At 40.8% G+C, this 19,558-nt stretch carries 15 protein-coding genes and 2 tRNA genes; 13 read left to right on the top strand and 4 right to left on the bottom strand.

The window, feature by feature from the left end:
* Nucleotides 1–68 precede the first annotated feature (68 nt).
* On the bottom strand, nt 69–521 hold the full coding sequence (locus tag DNL43_RS10575) for a MarR family winged helix-turn-helix transcriptional regulator (RefSeq protein WP_056981192.1): 453 nt from the start codon (nt 519–521) through the stop codon (nt 69–71).
* Between the two features lie 180 nt (nt 522–701).
* On the opposite strand from DNL43_RS10575, the gene DNL43_RS10570 reads away from it, so the two are divergent.
* On the top strand, nt 702–1,400 hold the full coding sequence (locus DNL43_RS10570; RefSeq protein ID WP_056981194.1) for a hypothetical protein: 699 nt from the start codon (nt 702–704) through the stop codon (nt 1,398–1,400).
* A gap of 21 nt (nt 1,401–1,421) precedes the next feature.
* A tRNA-Leu gene (locus DNL43_RS10565) sits at nt 1,422–1,505 on the top strand.
* An 89-nt stretch (nt 1,506–1,594) separates the two neighbouring features.
* Here DNL43_RS10565 and DNL43_RS10560 read toward each other — a convergent pair.
* Nucleotides 1,595–3,451 carry a S53 family peptidase gene (locus DNL43_RS10560; RefSeq protein WP_318635794.1) on the bottom strand — a complete coding sequence of 619 codons (1,857 nt, stop codon included), beginning with the start codon at nt 3,449–3,451 and terminating at the stop codon, nt 1,595–1,597.
* 620 nt (nt 3,452–4,071) lie between these two features.
* On the opposite strand from DNL43_RS10560, the gene DNL43_RS10555 reads away from it, so the two are divergent.
* On the top strand, nt 4,072–4,512 hold the full coding sequence (locus DNL43_RS10555) for a universal stress protein (protein ID WP_054768947.1): 441 nt from the start codon (nt 4,072–4,074) through the stop codon (nt 4,510–4,512).
* Between the two features lie 65 nt (nt 4,513–4,577).
* Here the strand turns inward: DNL43_RS10555 and DNL43_RS10550 are convergent, their stop codons facing one another.
* Complete coding sequence (locus DNL43_RS10550; RefSeq protein WP_054768948.1) at nt 4,578–4,811, bottom strand: hypothetical protein; 234 nt, start codon at nt 4,809–4,811, stop codon at nt 4,578–4,580.
* A 213-nt stretch (nt 4,812–5,024) separates the two neighbouring features.
* On the opposite strand from DNL43_RS10550, the gene asnB reads away from it, so the two are divergent.
* From asnB to DNL43_RS10530, 4 genes are read left to right on the top strand one after another with little or no spacing between them, the layout of a single operon-like run.
* Nucleotides 5,025–6,905, top strand: coding sequence for an asparagine synthase (glutamine-hydrolyzing) (gene asnB, locus DNL43_RS10545; RefSeq protein WP_054768949.1), 1,881 nt, complete (start codon nt 5,025–5,027; stop codon nt 6,903–6,905).
* A 29-nt stretch (nt 6,906–6,934) separates the two neighbouring features.
* Nucleotides 6,935–8,470, top strand: a complete 1,536-nt coding sequence (locus DNL43_RS10540; RefSeq protein ID WP_056981198.1) for a UDP-N-acetylmuramoyl-L-alanyl-D-glutamate--2,6-diaminopimelate ligase — start codon at nt 6,935–6,937, stop codon at nt 8,468–8,470.
* A gap of 2 nt (nt 8,471–8,472) precedes the next feature.
* Nucleotides 8,473–9,723, top strand: a complete 1,251-nt coding sequence (locus DNL43_RS10535; protein ID WP_056981200.1) for a carboxylate--amine ligase — start codon at nt 8,473–8,475, stop codon at nt 9,721–9,723.
* A 12-nt stretch (nt 9,724–9,735) separates the two neighbouring features.
* Entirely contained in the window at nt 9,736–10,452 is a 717-nt protein-coding gene (locus DNL43_RS10530; protein WP_056981202.1) for an aspartate/glutamate racemase family protein, read from the top strand.
* Between the two features lie 9 nt (nt 10,453–10,461).
* Here DNL43_RS10530 and DNL43_RS10525 read toward each other — a convergent pair whose 3' ends face one another.
* Nucleotides 10,462–10,716, bottom strand: a complete 255-nt coding sequence (locus tag DNL43_RS10525; protein WP_235805497.1) for a YisL family protein — start codon at nt 10,714–10,716, stop codon at nt 10,462–10,464.
* 209 nt (nt 10,717–10,925) lie between these two features.
* Here DNL43_RS10525 and DNL43_RS10520 point away from each other — a divergent pair.
* The 6 genes from DNL43_RS10520 to DNL43_RS10495 all read left to right on the top strand — a co-directional run bounded on the left by DNL43_RS10520 (nt 10,926) and on the right by DNL43_RS10495 (nt 19,556).
* Nucleotides 10,926–10,996 (top strand) — tRNA-Gly (locus DNL43_RS10520).
* Nucleotides 10,997–11,305: 309 nt separating this feature from the next.
* Nucleotides 11,306–12,997 carry an arginine--tRNA ligase gene (gene argS / locus DNL43_RS10515; RefSeq protein ID WP_056981205.1) on the top strand — a complete coding sequence of 564 codons (1,692 nt, stop codon included), beginning with the start codon at nt 11,306–11,308 and terminating at the stop codon, nt 12,995–12,997.
* Nucleotides 12,998–13,156: 159 nt separating this feature from the next.
* The gene (locus DNL43_RS10510; protein ID WP_095344750.1) at nt 13,157–15,244 is read left to right on the top strand and encodes a PBP1A family penicillin-binding protein; all 2,088 of its coding nucleotides are present in this window, start codon (nt 13,157–13,159) and stop codon (nt 15,242–15,244) included.
* 72 nt (nt 15,245–15,316) lie between these two features.
* On the top strand, nt 15,317–15,661 hold the full coding sequence (locus DNL43_RS10505) for a YlbF family regulator (protein WP_056981209.1): 345 nt from the start codon (nt 15,317–15,319) through the stop codon (nt 15,659–15,661).
* A 74-nt stretch (nt 15,662–15,735) separates the two neighbouring features.
* A complete protein-coding gene (locus tag DNL43_RS10500) occupies nt 15,736–16,977 on the top strand; it encodes a metallophosphoesterase family protein (RefSeq protein WP_056981210.1) in 1,242 nt (413 codons plus the stop codon).
* Nucleotides 16,974–19,556 carry an ATP-binding protein gene (locus tag DNL43_RS10495; protein WP_054768952.1) on the top strand — a complete coding sequence of 861 codons (2,583 nt, stop codon included), beginning with the start codon at nt 16,974–16,976 and terminating at the stop codon, nt 19,554–19,556. Before DNL43_RS10500 ends, DNL43_RS10495 begins: the two co-directional genes overlap by 4 nt.
* Nucleotides 19,557–19,558: the final 2 nt, after the last annotated feature.

Here is a 19,558-nt window from a genome sequence, read left to right as displayed (position 1 = left end):
TGTAAACATGGGACACAAAAAAAGCATCGCCTAATCGCGATGTTTTTGGATGATGTGTTTATTGAATGTTAAAGATGTGATTCGTTATATGAATCTAATTTGGTTTCGATTGTCGACATTGTCTGAGAGCAGGCTTCCTTTTCTTCAGGGGTTAGTCCCAAAATGTCAAAACAGCTGTTAACCCGTTCAAAAACATTGTCACGCTTATTCTTAGCGTCATCAGTCAATTCGATGATCACTGTTCGTTCATCGGATTCACTGCGGCTGCGAGTGATCCAACCGTGGCTTTCGAGCCGCTTTAATAACGGCGTTAAAGTACCACTGTCCAAGTGGAGGTATTCGCCCAATTGTTTGACTGACAGTGGGGCATATTGCCACAGTGTCAGCATCGCAATATACTGTGGATAGGTTAAATCAAATGGTTTAAGGGCTTGTTGGTAAAAGTGATTAAACTTTTTATTTGCTGTGTACACTTGGAAACATAGTTGTTGATCCAAGCGAATTGGTTTAGTTTTAGGCATAATATTAACTCCTGTATGTTTGCAAGTGACCGCCACCGTTTTTGCACGGCACGGACTAGTCGATTCATTTCAAATTCTTTATGTTATTATTGTAATGTATTCACAATTAAAAGCAAGACAAACGTGTGAGGTCAATTTAATTGTAAACAATTAATTTGATGACAAAGGGGATTATGACGTATGAAAATTGGTAAATTAAGATTTAGCACATGGTTATTTTGGATCACAATTGTTTCGATGGTCGGGTACATTGGTTATTACGGCTATTGGTTTATGAAAGGTCAGCCAAAATTTCATGGTCAAATGTTACTGCTGGTGGAAGTCTTTATTGGGATCTTGATTGCCAGCCTGCCATTTTTGATTGAGAAGCTGGGAAACTTTTATTTTCCACAAATTGAATTGGTCTTCTTCTATATTTTCTTATACATGTCGATTTTCCTTGGATCCGGTCTTCAATTTTACGGCGTGACCTTTTGGGATAAGTACGAACATGTCTTATCAGCCATGATGCTTGCTGGCTTGGGCTTTTCTATTTTCCAAGGGTTGCTCAGTGCAAGAGACAATGTTTCTAATAAGCCATTTTTGATGAGCCTATTTGCATTCGCCTTCGGTACCACTTGCGGGGTTTTCTGGGAACTTTACGAATTTACCGCTGATGGTTTAGGCGGCCTCAACCTTCAAAGATATGAAGAAGCCGGAAGATTATTAGTTGGCCGGGCTGCTTTGATGGATACGATGACGGATCTGATCGCTGATTTAACAGGGGCATTTTTGATGGCTCTGATTGGATATCTCATGATGAAACAGGATCCAAGTTCAAGTCGGTACCTGGTATTTAAATCAAAACGACAAAACTTCTTTTCAAGTTACTACTTTTAGTGTAAAATAATATATGTTGTTGCCCTCGTGGCGGAACTGGCAGACGCGCAGCGTTCAGGTCGCTGTTTGAGCAATCAAGTACAGGTTCGAATCCTGCCGAGGGCATAACACAATAAAGAAGCACCTCAATCCATTAGGAACAATGGACTGAGGTGCTTCTTTTATACTGCTCTAATTTATCTTAATCATTCATTCTAATTAGAAGAATTTTCAGATCCAAACTTGTTATAAAGTTTGTCAAAGTTAATGGTTCCCAAACCGGTTGCCTGGTTGTAAAGCTTGCCCGGTTGACCCGTGTAGTATAAGTTGTTGTTATTGTCTGCGTCATCAAGAACTGTAAATGGTGAATCAGTTTCGGCAGCAAACTTATAAATTTGTGGATTCCAGAAACCTAATGGGGTATCGCGGCCACTGTTCATGACAGCATTTGCAGCTGCCATTTGTGGGGCGACGAAACTTGTTCCGCCATTGACACTCCAGGACTTAATTGGATGATTGGTTAACTTCTTGGTCTTTTTGTCATACGAAAGATTATTACCTGATACGTAGGTTGCATAACCAGTCAGATTGTCAGCATTCGCTGAGACATCTGGTAAGTTACGACCGCCAGCGGTACCTGTGATAATTCTTGGATTCTTTTGGATTAGGAAGCCGCCTTTGACGTATTTAAGAAGTTCAATGGCTCTGAATGTGTTAACACCAGGAACACCTAATTGATATCTTGGGGTTGGGTTTAACAAGGAGAAGCCGCCACCGCTTCCGGCATATATGGATGGCTTGGATTCCGGCTTGCTGTAAGTGTCACCCCAGGCCCGTTCTTTATTAACGGTGACGAGTTTGCCATCGATAATCTTAGTGTACGGAAGGGTGGTGCCACCGGTAATCACTTGGTAAGGCGAAGTTGAAAAGACATGGTTAAAGTCTTTCATTGCCAATTCTCTTGGGCCATAGTCACCACTTGCTTTGAACACGGTAATTCCTTGAACGGCAGCCTGCTCCAACATCACATTGAAAGCATCACTATAATCGGACATTGAGGAACTTGAATTCTGCTCCCAGTTGCTTGGTAGTTCCACATTGGGGCCAAAGCTGGTTGTCAGTTGTTTATCACGGTTATCGGAAATTGCTTTCATAAAAGTTGTGTAGTAAGTGGATGTTGAGGAGGTCTTCTGGTCAAGCGAAAGGCCAACGTAAGCATCAATATTGGCATCCGGGGCAACTGAAGCAGATTGGTTAACGTCCAATGTTGCTTCCATTTGTGGGGCACTAACACCCAGTGTCAGCATAAGGTCACCGGTCTTGTGACCGTCAACTGTGTAGATTTTGTTAATCCGGTTGGGATTGTCGTTAACGCCAACTTGATCTAAGTATGTTAAAACATCATCTTTTTTGAAATCAGAAAGGGTGATAATTCCAATTCGCTGACCTTGACCGGTTAATCCTTTGGCATACAAATTATTCAGCTGATACCGATCGGCGAATTTTAATGCACCATACTTTTTAGAAAACGAGGTCTTACTCAGATCTGTATTTGGTGATGTCGGGGCCTTTGGAATTGATGGGTTCAAACTTGATTTGGTCTTTTTTGTTTTAGGCTTCTTTGCATAAACCCCAATCACACTGATTACCTTATCGGATAGCTTGGCAGGAAACTTTATCTTAGTCCGATATTGCTTTGAACCGATCTTGGTGCTTTTGGCATCAAACGCTTTAATCAGGTTGGCTCGGCTACCCCATACTTTTAATGCTAAATTTCCGGGATAAACCGCGGATTTCAAATGATATTTGGCAAGGTAGTTACTGAAATCACTGATTTCTGACTGACTTCTACCAAATTTGTCTGCAACCTGATCCGGTGTCAGATATTTATGAAAATTCGATGATGTCGGATCGACGGTATCATATGTGTAATCGGTCAATTGGGATTCACTTTGAGGCTTAAATGCGATATTTGCCACAACCGTATTTGAACCCTTTACTGATGGCAGCTTAAATGATGCTGCTTTGGAACTGATCGTTGAACTTCCCAAAAGAACGATTATTCCGCTCAATAATCCTAAGGTTATTCTGTTTCCCCTCATACATGCCACTTCTTTCTTGCAATATTTATACATAAATTATAACGCTATTTGAATCAAAACCTGCTTTAGTGCCTTACTTTGAAAAAATCACGCTGTTAATGCCAAATACATTCATCACGTACAAAATAAGGATAACTGAGTTGGTGATTGCTGAAAAAACGATCAGGTCATATCTAAGGGTCGTGTGATAGATACTAAAGCTCCAGCCACTGTTATATTTTTTGCCTTTGTAGGTGAATGAAACGATTATCAAAAACAGGCTTAAAATTCCTTGGATAATCATGCCGATAATATAGATAAAGGAATTGCCATAGGAATATTGAAATAGGTATAAACCGACACAGAAAGCGTCAATTAAGATTGTTATGAATGGGATAGGAATCAGCTCTTTTCATTTTAATATCCCCATTATATCAAACCGCACAATTCGGGGGTCGGTAGGGGGTTGATGATGGATAACGATCGCTGCACTGACGGCTAAAAATCATTTGATTATATCCCTAAACTTATTAATTGCTTTTTGATTATAAACGTTGCATTATAGTGGTGTAGACAAGTAATGGTTCCGCTTACATGAAAGGGTGATTGGTATGTATAAAAACATTTTAGTTCCGTTGGACGGAAGTAAGAATTCACAACTTGCTTTAGAGGAAGCATGCAAGTTGGCAAAGCAATTCGACTCTACAATTCATTTGGTAACAGTTATTAATAACACCAATTTCTATTATGGAGCTGGAGCTGCCGGCATGCCGCCTCGTATGTATGACGACCAGCGTGACATTGCTGAGAACATTATTAATGCAGCAAAGAAATATGCCGATTCACAAGGCGTTAAGTACGAGAGCTCCATTGATACTGGAAACCCTAAGAATATCATTGCTCATGTATATCCAGACGAGCATGATGTTGATTTGATTGTCATTGGTAAATCCGGTGTCGATGCGATCAACCGGGTATTGATTGGTTCAACCACTGCATTCGTTGTACGTAATTCAACAACCAAGGTTTTAGTTGTTAATACCAAAGGCTAAAGTCAATAAAAAAATGGTTCAGCGTTATCTGGGAAGGTAACGTTGAACCATTTTTTATTCATCAATTAAATTTTATCAGAAATCTTGTATGGCTTCTGAATGGCATTCTTTTCATTATCATGACTGATAATATCGTCCGCCATAAAAATATCAAAGTTTTTATTGTCGACGCCATGAACGACGAGGACATTTTTGTTATGTTCTTTTTCTTTGTATATTTGAGCGGTCTTTACCGCCTCGTTATGATCATGAAAGTTGCCAATTGAATCTCCTGGGTTGAAAAATACGATTTCATCCATTTGTATCTCTCCCTTCAATACATTTGTATCTCTAAAACAAGTATAACTTAAAATAATGGTAAAACAAAATTCGAAAATGTTTTATTTTCAGTTGAGTCGCTGTTTTTTAAGAAAGTTTTATACTACTGGTAGCAAGGGTGTTAATCTGATAAAATATAAACCGTTATTGATTTTAAGACTAACCAAGAAGATTTTATAAAAGGGGTATAGGATATGTGCGGATTTGTTGGTTACGTTAACCAAAAAGATGTTCCAGAAGGTACCATTAACAGCATGGCTGATAGGATCAAGCATCGTGGCCCCGACGACGAAGCTTATTTTTCAGACGACAATGTTTCAATGGGCTTTCGACGACTTTCAATCATTGACTTGGCACATGGCCGTCAGCCGATGTTCAACGCTGACCAGACTAAAGTACTGACTTTTAATGGTGAAATTTACAATTACAAAGAAATTCGTGAAGAACTTCGCGATTTGGGTTATGAGTTTAAGACGGATGTTGATTCAGAAGTTCTTGTTTATGGATATGAAGAATGGGGTCCAGCATTGTTGGATAAGCTCCGTGGAATGTTTGCCTTCGTTATCTACGACAAGAAGAAAAATGAAGTCTTTGGTGCCCGTGACCACTTTGGAATCAAGCCGCTTTATTACTACGATGATGGCGATACTTTCCTTTGGGGATCAGAAATTAAAGCTTTCTTGGAACATCCAAACTTTAATAAGGAATTGAATCTCCGCTTATTGCCAATTCATTTGAGCTTTGAGTTTATTCCATCCAGAGAAACAATGTTCAAACATGTCTACAAATTATTGCCTGGACAATACTTCCTGCACAAGAACGGAAAAACCGAAACCCATCGTTATTACAAATTTAATTATGATCACATTGATAATAGTCAAACCATTAAGGGCGATGCCGATAAGATTGGCAAGCTGGTAGATGATTCTGTTAAGGCCCATATGATTGCCGATGTTGAAGTTGGAAGCTTCTTATCCAGTGGAATTGATTCCAGCTACGTTCTTAATGAGGCAGCCAAATTAAAGCCAATTCAATCATTTTCAATTGGTTTTCATCACTCCAAATATAGTGAGTTGGCTTGGTCAACCGAGTTTGCCAAGACGATTAACCAAAAGAACACCCCAATTTACATGAACGGGGATGACTACTTCAACTTCCTGCCAACAATGATGTACTACATGGATGAGCCACTTTCAAATCCAGCGGCAATTCAGTTGTACTACTTGTCAAAAGACACTTCCAAACATGTCAAAGTTGCGTTATCCGGTGAAGGTGCCGATGAATTCTTCGGTGGCTATAACACCTATTTGGAAGCTATTCCGTTTGACCGTTACCAAAAGTACGTGCCAAAGCCGGTTCGTAAGGGCCTGGCAGCCGTTGCAAAGCGCTTGCCTCGATTCCATGGGAAACGGTTCCTGGTTCGTGGTGCCCAGCCGCTTAGCGAACGCTATTACCGAGTTAACTACGTCTTTAACTATGACGACCGGAACAAAGTGTTGAAGGATCCATCAATCAACGTTGATTCTGGTGCATACACCAAGCACATCTTTGATGACGTTAAGGGCAAAGATGAAATGACCCAAATGGAATACTTTGATATCAACACTTGGCTGCCATTTGATATTTTGCACAAGGCTGATCGAATGAGTATGTGTAACTCACTTGAAGTTCGGGTTCCATTCGTTGATAAGGAAGTTGCCAAGTTTGCCGAAACGATGCCTGTCAAAACGCGGATTACGCCAAACGAAACCAAAATTGCATTACGGACATCTGCTGAGCGAGAGATGCCTAAGAAGACGGCTCTTAAAGAGAAGCTTGGATTCCCATCACCAATTGCCAGCTGGATTAATGATCCAAAATATCACGAACGGATTGTGAAAGCATTCCATTCAGATACTGGTAAAAAGTTCTTCAACACCCATGAACTTGATCGATTGTTGAAAGAACATGCTGAAGGTAAATCCAACATGCAAAAGATCTTCACAATTTACACATTTATCCTTTGGTACCAGGTTTACTTCCCAGAAGATACAACTGAGGACACAATTAAACTGGTTCATCGGACACAAATTTAGAAATATGCAGAGAATGGAAGGTGCACAAATTGGCACAAATTACTGTTGCTGAGGTTGTCTTATTACTCAAAGAACATAATTTATTGATTGAAAGTCAATTTAGCAGCTCAACCCATCATTTTGATCAGATTGCATATAATTCTAAGCTCGTAGTTGATAACTGTTTGTTTTTCTGCAAAGGAAACTTTAAACCGGCTTATCTGGATGATGCCCAAACGCATGGTGCCACTGCTTATATGTCTGAAAAGGCTTATAGCAATGCCAAAATTCCAGGTTTTATCGTTAAGAATATCCAAAAAGCAATGTCGCTCGTAAGTGCGGCATTTTTTGGGTTTCCACAAGATAAATTGCCGACCATTGCATATACCGGTACCAAGGGCAAAACAACTTCAGCTTACTTTACCAAAGCCATTCTGGATCAAACCTATGATCGAAAAGTTGCTTTATCTTCAACCATCAATACGGTTGTCGGACCAACAAGTAAAGACGTTGTTAAATCGAATTTAACAACGCCGGAATCATTGGATTTATTTACCAACATGCATAAAGCGGTTGAAAATGGGATGAGTCATCTTGTGATGGAAGTATCGTCACAAGCCTATAAAAAGAACCGGGTATACGGTTTACATTACGACGTCGGGGTTTTCCTGAACATTTCACCTGATCATATCGGTCGAAATGAACACCCAACTTTTGCCGACTACCTGCACTGTAAAGAACAATTGCTGGTTAATTCGGATGCCTGTGTGTTTAACGCTGACGGCACCCATCTGACCGATATCTATTACACCGCCAAGGCAACGACTCAGCCAGAAAATATTTACATTTATGGCCGACAGCGTGAAGGTCAGGAAACCGAATATCCAATCGATTTTCTCTATCATTCCATAGAAGATTCATTAACAGAAAATGAGATTCAAATTACTGCCAATACTGAAAAAGCCAAGAAACTTCACATTGACGGTGCTTATCACATTGCAATCCCTGGTGACTATAACGAAGGCAACGCAGTGGCTGCCGCCATTACCAGTGCTTTGATGGGAGCCAAGCCGAGTGAAATTGAATATGGCTTGTCCAATACAACTGTTCCGGGACGAATGGAAATCTATCAAACCAAGGACCATGGAACCATTTACGTTGACTATGCCCATAATTATGGCAGTCTGCATTCCGTACTCGACTTTCTTAAGAGCCAAGCACCCAAGAGTAAGGTAACAGTAATTACCGGAAGTACCGGTGATAAGGGGATTGATCGTCGTGAGGGCCTTGGCAAGGCAATTAACGAGTCAGCGGATCAGGCTTATTTAACAACTGATGATCCTGCGACGGAAGATCCTAAAAAGATTGCCGAAGAGATTGCCCAACATATTGATCCAACGCAAGTCGCTACCAGCTACATTGCCGATCGTAAACAAGCGATTACGAAAGCCGTTACGGAAAGCAAGAAGGGCGATTTGGTCGTCGTTGCCGGCAAAGGGCATGACGAATATCAAAAGATTAACGGCAAAAATGTGCCTTACGAAGGCGATGCCGCTATTGTTAAAAATCTCGTGAAAGGACTTTAAAAATGGAAAAAGAGAAGCTTGATTTTACGCCCGTTTTATTGGGAAGTGATTTTAATGCGTATGGGATGGCCAGAAGCCTATACGAAGTTTATGGCAAGCCGGTTAAGGCATTTGCCCAAACCCAGTTGGCACCAACCAGATTTACAAGAATCGTTGATTTGGAATTAATTCCAGGCTTTAGTGAAGATCCTGTCTGGATTAATACCATGAAAAAGATTAAGCAGCGTTATGCCGATCACAAAGAGCCGGTGATTTTGATTGGCTGTGGGGATGGATACGCTGAACTTATTTCAAAGCATAAGAAAGAATTGGAAGATGTCTTCATCTGCCCATACGTTGACTATGATTTGATTAAAAAATTAAACGATAAAGAGAACTTTTACAAGATGTGTGACAAATATGATTTGCCATATCCTAAGACCAAGATCATTTCAAAGGCAATGTACGAGTCTGGAGATCCAATTGAACAGCCATTTGGCTATCCGGTTGCCCTCAAGCCTGCCAACAGTGTTGAATGGCTGGATATTCACTTTGAGGGTCGTAAGAAAGCCTTTATTATTAAGAGTGAAGCCGAGTTTAAGGATATTGTCGCCAAAAGTTATGACAACGGATATACGTCTGATTTTATTCTTCAAGACTTTATCCCGGGTGACGACAGTAATATGCGGACATTGAACGTGTATGTCGATAAGAACCATAAAGTTAAGTTAATGTGTCTCGGCCATCCATTGCTTGAAGATCCTGCACCTGCTGCAATTGGTAATTATGTTGCCATCATTCCCGATTTCAATCAGGATATTTATAATCGGGTTCAAAAGTTCTTGGAAGAAATTAATTTCCATGGTTATGCCAACTTTGATATTAAATTCGATCATCGGGATAACTCTTACAAATTGTTTGAAATTAACCTCAGAACCGGCCGGAGCAGTTTCTTTGTCACTCTGAACGGACATAAATTGGCTGACTGGGTTGTTCAAGATTATGCGTTTGATTCATTGAAGGACAAGCCGACTGTCTATGCAAACAAAGATAAAAGCCAGTATTTCCTCTGGTTAGGGGTTACACCAAAGATTTTTGAAAAGTATGCCAAGGATAACGATGCCAAGAAGCAGGCCATGGAAATGATCAGCGAAGGTCGTTATGGTGATACATTCTGGTATGCCAAGGACAAAAACATCAAACGCTTTGCATTATACAAGTGGATGATGCACAATTATGCCAAGAGCTTTAATAGGTATTTTGTCGAAAAATAAGGACTGATTTAAGTGAAAAATTTCTTTACAATCATTGGGGGAATGGGTACCGAAGCGACCGAAACCTTTGTGCATATTCTCAACGAACGAACCCATGCAACAAATGACCAGGAGTATTTGAATTATATATTGGTTAATCATTCAACTGTTCCTGATCGGACTGATTACATTTTAGATCATTCGAAGCCAAATCCATTTACGCCTTTGGCTGAAGATATTCAGCAGCAGAGTGCGCTGAATCCAGACTTCTTTGCGATTCCATGCAACACTGCGCATTATTTCTACGATGATTTACAGAATCTGACTGACATTCCGATTTTGAACATGCCAAAAGAAACCGTAGCTGCGATCAAGGATTATGCGCCCAATGCAAAACGGGTGGGCCTCATCGCAACCAAGGGGACATTGCACGATAAAATTTATGATAATGAAATCACTAACGCCGGCTATGAATTGGTTAAGCCCACGGAGAAGATTGCTGATCAAACGATGTCTCTCATCTACGATGACATTAAGGCTAAAAACTACGTTGACGAAAGCCTGTATCATTTAATCCTTTCTCAAATGGTTGAAAACCTTAAATGTGACATTGTCATTTTGGGATGTACCGAGTTGTCAGTTGCCCAACAACGAGCCTGCAATCATGATTATCCAGTGATTGATGCGCAAACTGTTTTGGCTGACAAGTGTATTGAGTTGGCTAAAAATAATCGAGACAAAAATAAATAGCCAACTAACTTAATAGTTGACTAAGGTTTGGATGTAAATGGCAATTGGAACGGCAACGATTAGAAGCCAGAGAAGCTTGGGACTATAATTAACGTCCTCTTTTCTTCCATAAGCTGTTTCCGTCAGTGCAATCACTCCTAAAGTAATCAGAGCACCAACGATAACCAATAACGGATGACGGTGAAAGGAACGCAGTGCAATGACAACTTGGCTGATAACAATCACCCAATAGAACAGCCTGGCAATCATCATTGAGTCAATCACATGTTTTTTAATTGATCTGGTTAAACCCCAGATATAATTGACTAACAGGATTGCCTAACAGCTGTAGTTCAAAATAATCCACATTCAAATCACCTCTTAAGTTAAGTATCAGTATTTTTACCATAAAAATCAATCTTTTCTAGATTTCTTTACACATTTCAAATCTTTATGACAAAGATAATTTAAAATGATATAATTGTCTTTGCTATGCGGGTATAGTTTAGTGGTAAAACACAAGCTTCCCAAGCTTGCGTCGCGGGTCCGATTCCCGTTACCCGCTTAGTGCTGTTAATTGGCACTATGTTGTGATTAATAACTGTTGACACCAACTGGGTTAACAAGTTATTATACACATTGGACGTTATAAATATTCAGTGATAAAAGAATAGTAGTTGGTTGCTAGATAGTCAGCGATTTCGGGGTAATGGAAGCCGAAATATTTAGTCAGCGAAGCGCGCTTTTTAGAATATTAATTTAATACTTTGAGCGGATATTTTATCAAATAGAGTGGTACCGCGGGTTTACTCGTCTCTTACAATTGTTTATTTTGTAAGAGTTTTTTTGTATATTTATAGATGGAGGGAACATAATGGACTACAAAGCACAGGTTACGAACTCAATTTTAAGTGTCTTAAATGACGAATTATCATCAGCAGAGGTATATGAAAAGCTTGAAAAGCCAAAGACCCTTGCAATGGGTGACTTGGCCTTTCCAGCATTTACCTTGGCAAAGGTCTTTCATAAAGCACCAAATGCGATCGCTGAAGAATTGGTTGCTAAAATTGACCAATCATCTTATGAAAAAGTCGAAGCAAAGGGTGCCTACATCAACTTCTTCTTGGACAAGGGAACATTCAGTAATGAAATCCTGAATGAAGTCTTGGAAGAAGACTCCACATACGGCCAAAATGATAATGGTAAGGGTGGTAATGTTCCAATCGATATGTCATCACCTAACATTGCCAAGCCAATTTCAATGGGTCATTTACGATCAACTGTTATTGGTAACTCAATTGCCAAACTGTTGGTTAAAAACGGTTACCATCCAATCAAGGATAATCATTTAGGTGACTGGGGTACTCAATTTGGTAAGTTGATCGTTGCCTACAAGAAGTGGGGTAATGAAGAAGACGTTAAAAAAGATCCAATTAACAACCTGGTTAAGTATTACGTTAAGTTCCATAAAGAAGATAAGGCTCATCCAGAACTGGATGACGAAGCCCGTGAAACCTTCAAGAAGCTTGAAGACGGCAACAAAGAAGAAGTCTTCCTTTGGAAATGGTTCCGTAAGGTTTCATTGGAATCATTCAACAAGATTTACAAGAAGTTGGGTGTCAGCTTTGACACTTACAATGGTGAAGCCTTCTATAACGACAAAATGGATGAAGGTATCCAAATTCTTAAAGACAAGGGCCTTTTAGTTGAATCTCAAGGTGCCCAAGTTGTAAAGCTTGATAAATACAATTTGAACCCAGCCTTGATTTTGAAGAGTGATGGCGCAACTTTGTACATCACCCGTGATATTGCGACTGCCATTTACCGTGACAGAACCTACAAGCCAGCAATGAACCTCTATGTTGTTGGTGCAGAGCAGACTTATTACTTCAAACAGTTAAAAGCTGTTTTGCTTGAAATGGGTCTCCCATCTGCTGAAAACTTACATCATATTCCATTTGGCTTGATTACCGTTAATGGTAAGAAGCTTTCAACTCGTTCCGGCCGAATTATTTTGTTGGACAAGGTTTTGGATGACGCTATCGATCTTGCCAAGAAACAAATCGAAGCAAAGAACCCTGACTTGCCAAACAAGGATGAGGTTGCCAACGAAGTCGGTGTTGGTGCCATTATCTTCGGTGATTTGAAGAATGAACGAACTAATAACATTGATTTCGTTCTTGAAGACCAATTACGTTTTGAAGGTGAAACCGGTCCTTATGTTCAATACTCACATGCTCGTGCAGAAAGTATCTTGAGAAAAGCCGGCGACATTGATTTGCATAGTGCCGACAAACAGCTTGACGATCCGACTGCTTGGGAAACAATCACTGCTTTGAAAGACTTCCCAGCTGTTGTTGAGAGTGCATGCAAAGACTTTGAACCTTCAGAAGTTGCCAAGTACTCATTAAGACTGGCAAAGGCATTTAACAAGTACTACGCACACTCAAAGATTTTGGTTGAAGATGACCAATTGGCTGCCCGTTTATCACTTGTCAAAGCTGTTTCAATCGTCCTTAAAGAGTCACTTAACTTACTTGGTGTTAAAGCACCGGATGCAATGTAATTTAAGCAACTAACATAAGTCTCGGTAAGCGCAACGCTTGCTGAGGCTTTTTGCTGTTTGATAGTGTTTTTTAAATCCTCGTTAAATTTTCTATCCCATTAAATCGCCACCTTTTCAGATATGATACAATACTGGGGTATTCACAAAAGGAGTATCCGCATGAATAACAATTCAACCAAAACAATTAAACAATCGGCGGGGCATTTTTTTAAACGCTTCAACCGATTTTGTCGAAGGTTTCATCTGGTTAAATGGCTAGTGGTTATCTTTTTGACAATCTCATTAGTCACAAGCACGTATTTGGTTTTCCTGGCTAAAACAGCCCATGTGCAGAATCTGGAGTCATCACTCTCCAAGACCACTGAAATTTTTGATGTTAGTAACAAAAAAGCCGGTGAATTATATGCGCAGAAGGGCACTTATGTCCATTTGAATCAGGTTTCGGCTAATATCCCGAAAGCCGTTTTGTCCACTGAGGATCGAAATTTTTATCACGAATATGGATTCTCGTTTAAAGGAATTGCGCGGGCAATGTTTCTGTTAGTCAAAAATAAGCTTCTTCATCGTGACTATATCAGCGGTGGTGGTAGTACGCTTACTCAACAGCTGGTTAAGAATGCCTATCTTTCTCAAGAACAGACGATGACTCGAAAGCTCAAGGAACTCTTCTTGTCCATTCAGGTTGAAAATGTTTATTCCAAGAATGAAATTTTAACAATGTATTTGAACAATGCCTACTTTGGAAATGGTGTTTGGGGTGTTCAGGATGCTGCCAGAAAATATTTTGGTGAAGACGCCGTTGATCTTTCGGTGCCGGATTCCGCTGTATTGGCAGGAATGTTGACTTCTCCAAGTGCCTTTAACCCGATTGATCATCCTAAAGCGGCCAAATGGCGGCGAAACGTTGTCTTGCAGCTGATGGTTGAAAACAACAAACTTACCCAGGCCCAGGCCAACTATTATAAGAAGACGCCAATTGTGACCCGAGATACCTATGTCCGTAAAGACGGCTACAAATATCCTTACTACTTTGACGCGGTTATTGATGAGGCAATCAGTAAATACGGCATGACGGAATCAGAAATTATGAACCGTGGTTACCGGATTTATACGAATTTGAATCAATCGCAGCAAAAGGCGATGCAGACCAATTTTGATAATAATGCCATGTTCCCAGCCAATGCGGCTGATGGAACAGAGGTTCAAGCCGCTTCAATTGGAGTGTCGCCAACGACTGGTGGAGTAACGGCTGTTGTTGGTGGACGAGGCAAGCACGTCTTCCGTGGTTATAACCGAGCCACTCAGATTAATCGGCAACCTGGTTCTACCATGAAGCCGTTGGCGGTTTATACACCAGCTCTGGAAGCTGGGTACAAATTTGATTCCGAATTGGTTGATAAGAAGAAATCATATGGAACCAACCATTACACACCGAAAAACTATAATAATGTTTATCAGGGCAAAGTGCCGATGTATGAAGCTTTAGCTCAGAGTATGAATGCGCCTGCGGTTTGGTTACTTAACCAAATTGGTGTCAGCCGTGGTTATGATTCGGTTAAGGACTTTAATATTCCGGTTACCAAGAAGGACAAGAACCTTGCTCTTGCCTTGGGTGGGATGTCCGGCGGGGTTTCACCACAGCAAATGGCGGGTGCATATACGGCCTTTGCTAATGGCGGTAAGATTGTCAAACCGTTCTATATCCGAAAAATCGTGGATTCCACCGGAAAAGTGGTTGTGGATAACACAGCCAAACAGGAAGGCCGTCAGATTATGTCTTCTGCGGTTGCCAAACAAATGACCAGTATGATGCTTGGGGTCTTTAATAACGGAACTGGTGCCGATGCCAAACCTTATGGGTATCAGGTTGCCGGGAAAACCGGTAGTACCGAAGCCGATAATACGGGGTCATCGGATGCAACCAAGGATAAATGGATCATTGGATACACGCCCGACCTGGTTGTGGCAACTTGGGAAGGATTTGACAGTACCAGTCAGGCGCATCATTTGGAAAACTTGAGTGGGACTGGTGTCGGTCCATTATTTAAGAACGAAATGCAAACGATGCTGCCTTATACAAAGAATTCCAGCTTTGATACCAAGGACGCTCAATCACTTGTTCAAAGCCAAAGCAGCAATGACAATATTTGGGATACAATCCAAAAGAAGAGCAGCCAATATGGTAATCAAATTGAACAAAAAGCCAAAGATTTAATTGATGATGCCAAAAGCTGGTTCAATCATTAAACAGATAAGCCGGAAGCGATTTCTGGAATGTGTTAGAATTAGATAAATAAATTAGTTAGGGGAATATATTTAATGAATGAAAAAATGACCGCAACTGTGAACCAACTCCAATCCGAATTGATCGCATCTGATGAATTCACGGAGATTCAAGCAGCATTTGCCGACCTTAAGAAGAACGTGGATGATTACAAGGTCTTTAATGACTTCCAAGAGGCTCAAGCAAAGCTTCAACAGAAACAAATGCAAGGTGCTCAACCTACGCAAGAAGAGATTCAGAACATTCAGGCAATTGCCGGAAAAATGCGTGAAAGCAAGTTAATCTCCAACTTGATGACTAAGGAAAAAGCGCTCAGCCAATTATTGGCCGACATTAACAATACGGTTACAAAGCCGATTAGCGATTTATATCGTTCATAATCAAAAAAAGCGCGGAATTAGTTTAAATCTAATTCGGCGCTTTTCCGTACATATATGTTAGAAAGGTATTCATTATGAAATTCATTCATACGGCAGATCTACATTTGGATAGTCCATTTTTAGGACTCAAAAATAACGGGCTTCCTGATGAACTTTGGGAAAAGGTTCATCAATCAACCTTTGATTCTTTTAAAAGAATCATTGATGGGGCAATTGAGCAGCAAGTGGATTTTGTTTTGCTGGTAGGTGACCTGTTCGACCGTGAAGAACGAAGTGTCGCTGCTGATGCATTTTTGATTAACCAGCTAAATCGGCTTAAGGACCACGAAATTGAAGCGTTTGTCAGTTTCGGTAACCATGATTATTCGACGGCGGACCCGGCTTCGTTCGGCTATCCGGCCAATACTCAGGTATTTGGCAATCAGGTTGAGACAAAGCGGTATCCGTTGCATGACGGCACGGTTGTTGCCATTAATGGATTTAGCTTTGACAAGCAGTGGATTACGCAACCGGTGATTCAAGAATATCCTCAGGCGGTTTCCGATGCGACCTGGAATATTGGGATGCTTCACGGCAGCTTGAGCTCCTTGAACTCACCTGAAGCGAATTACGCGCCATTCACACTATCAGAACTCCAAGAAAAGGGTTATGACTACTGGGCATTAGGCCATATTCACAAGCGGCAATCATTAAACGCTCAGGGAACGATCAACTATTCAGGAAATACCCAGGGACGACACATTAACGAATCAGGTGAAAAGGGATATCTGCTGGTTCAAAATGAGGGTCAACAACTTACAACGACATTTAAACCGACTGCACCAATTATTTGGGAAAAAGTCACCATGTCTTTGGCTGATTTATCAACCGATCAATTGGCAGCTTCAATGCTTGAAAAAATTGCCGATTTGAAATATTCAAAACTTCACTTCATCAGAATTGAGCTAACCAGCGACACTAATGTTGATCCGGCCATTCTTAATCAGATTAACAATGGTGATTTGCTGGATGAGCTCCAGGAACTCAATACCGATAAGTGGCAGCAATTGAACTGTTGGATCACTTCGGTAGAAGCTCCACAAGTCAGTGATGTGGTCTACAGCACGATTGACCAGAAGTATTTCAATCAGGCACGGGAAGCAACTTTGAACGATGATGTCTTTAACCAAGTTCTCAAAGACTTTTCAAAGCAACCGGCGTTTATTAAAGACGAAGTCAGTCAAGCGGATGCCAAACATGAAATTTATGATCAGGCTGGAACAATTTTGCAAGAAAACGTGGTTAATCCTGATGATGTAGAGGAGGATTCTAAGTGATTATTAAGCAATTAAATATTTACGGTTATGGTCGCTGGATTGATCAGCAAATTGATATCCAGAATCCTCTGCAAGTCATTTATGGCCCGAATGAAGCGGGAAAAAGTACCATTATCGCTTTTATAAAGGGCATCCTGTTTGGCTTTCCCGACAAGAAGCATTCACCCCATGGCCAATATCAACCCAAAGGAAATGCACCTTATGGTGGTGAAATGACTTTCGAGGTTGATGGGCACCTCTATAAAATTGTCCGAACTGGTTTAAAGTATAATGGCACGATAAAATTTTACGATTTAGATCAAGGTACAAAACTGACCAAAGACGATTATCAGAATATCATCTCGCCGATTGACCGGACAGCATACGATCAATTGTTTTACTTTGGCAGTATTGATCAACACGAGTTCTACCAGATGGGGCGTGATGAACTGAGGATGCGGATTCAATCCATTGGGGTTGCGGGAGCTGGAGACTGGATGTCCCTGCAGTCGAATTTGGATAAACAATCGGCGAAGATGTATGCCCCTCATGGTCGGACAAAAACGATTAACGTTCAAATTTCAGATTATAAAAAGCTGGAAAAGCAAGTTACCGACGCCAAGGCAGATTTTCCCCGTTACCAGCATTTGCAAGCAGATTTGAAAACAAAACAGGCGAGCTTGGATCAACTGCAGTCACAGTTAAAGGTTCTCGATCGTCAGTTGGACGAAAAACGTCATCTGCAGACGTTATTGCCACTGGTCAGTCAGCTAAAAGGATTAAAGGGTCTTGATGAATCCCAACTGAAGGCGGGATTCACCAATGATGATATTAATCAGTTTAATCAGCTTGACTTGCAGCTTAAGACGCAAGAAGAGCAGGTATCTACAAGACAAAAAGCGGTTGATGAAATTGCCGGCAATCTGGTAGTGACCCCTAGTCAAAAGTTTTATGAAGCCCATAAATCCGACGTTGACCGATTGACTGATGAATTGCCGGATGCTCAAAAGCTGGCTCTTAGAATTGAAATGACCGCAGCTCAGATTGCGGAAGTTCAAAAACAAGTTGATGAAAAGGCAAGCCTGATTGATAAGAATGACCAGGGGGAATTACCCAAGCCGTTTGATCGGCAAACTTTTAATCAGGTCAATGATTTATTGCGTGAACAACAGAATTTGAAAGAACGGTTATCAGAAAATCATCGCCGTCGCAGACAGTCTAGTCCATCCAAAAACCAACCGAATTTCTCAATTTGGTATGGTGTTGCGATTGCATTAATCATTGGGGCGGTTCTCCTGAGTACCACTTCGGCTGGTTGGATTGGTTACATTTTAGCGATTGTTTCGGCAGTTTGGGGTTGGTACAACGCCAAGAATTCGACCCAGGATGCACCGGTTGAAACAAGGGATGATCAGGCGGCTGTTCAAAGCCAGTTAGAGAAAATTCAAGATAAAATGGCCGTTATCTCTAAGAAATTTCAGCTCCAAGGAATTGATGAACCAAATTGGATTTCCATTCAGTCACCATTGCAGCAGGTTGCTGATTTAAAGGTAAATTTACAAAAGCAGTCCAATACTTTGAATGATAGTCAACGAAAATACTCGGACTTTCTCAGGAAATGGACGTTTGCCAGTGATTGGCTGAAGTTTGATCAGTCGAAGTATTCCCAGACGGTTGAGACAATTGCTGGAACTGTCAAACACTGGCAGCAGTTATCAGCAAGCTATCAACAGCAGAAAGACGAACTGGATAAACGGCAAAAGGACCTTGCGTCAGCCAAAGCGGATTTTGAACAATTGTTGCTGAAGAAAAAGCAATTTTTAGATCATCGTGGAATTCAGTCAGACACGGCATTTAATCAGTTGGTTGAATCTCAAGGTTCACTGGCAAAAGATTTGAGTCGAAAAGCTGATTTGGAAAAACAGATCACCGCAGCCAATGTGCAGATTCCCGATGACCTAGATTCGGAACAATTAGATGCAGCAATTAATGATCTGGCCGTTAAGGGTCAGGCAATGCGTCAAAAGTTGGATGACTTAAGTCAGGAGACCACTCGAATTAAGACCGAAGTCGAAGGCTTGATTAAGAACGGAAAATATTATGATTTGCGCCAACAGTTGGTAAACATGCAGACAGAAATTGTTGAAAATGTTCAAAAGTATATGGCGTTGAAGTTAAGTTCTCAGTGGATTCAAGCAGTTCTCAACATTGCCAGCAAGGGGCGTTTGCCAAAGACATTGGCCCTTGCCAAAGAGTATTTTGCGACTTTGACCAATAATGCGTATAAGGATATCATTTTCAAGAATGAAATTTCAGTTGTTCGAAATGATGACGTGCATTTTCCAATTAATGAATTATCGACCGGTACGTTGGAGCAGCTTTATCTAGCATTAATCTTTTCAATGTCGGTTGGGTTTAGTGATCAGTATCCAATGCCGATTATGATTGACGATGGCTTTGTGAACTTTGACAAAGATCGGAAAAAGGCAGCTGGTAAATTGCTTGATCAGGTTAGCGAAAGAACCCAAGTCTTATACTTCACCGCAAACCTCGATGACAACATTGATTCAAGTTTGGTCTTAAATCTTAAAAAGCTTTAGGA

It is taken from the genome of Lentilactobacillus kefiri (assembly GCF_009739535.1).
Classification (GTDB): Bacteria; Bacillota; Bacilli; order Lactobacillales; family Lactobacillaceae; genus Lentilactobacillus; species Lentilactobacillus kefiri.
The sequence above is the reverse complement of the archived record's forward strand: the minus strand, read 5'-3'. Positions and strand labels throughout refer to the sequence as shown.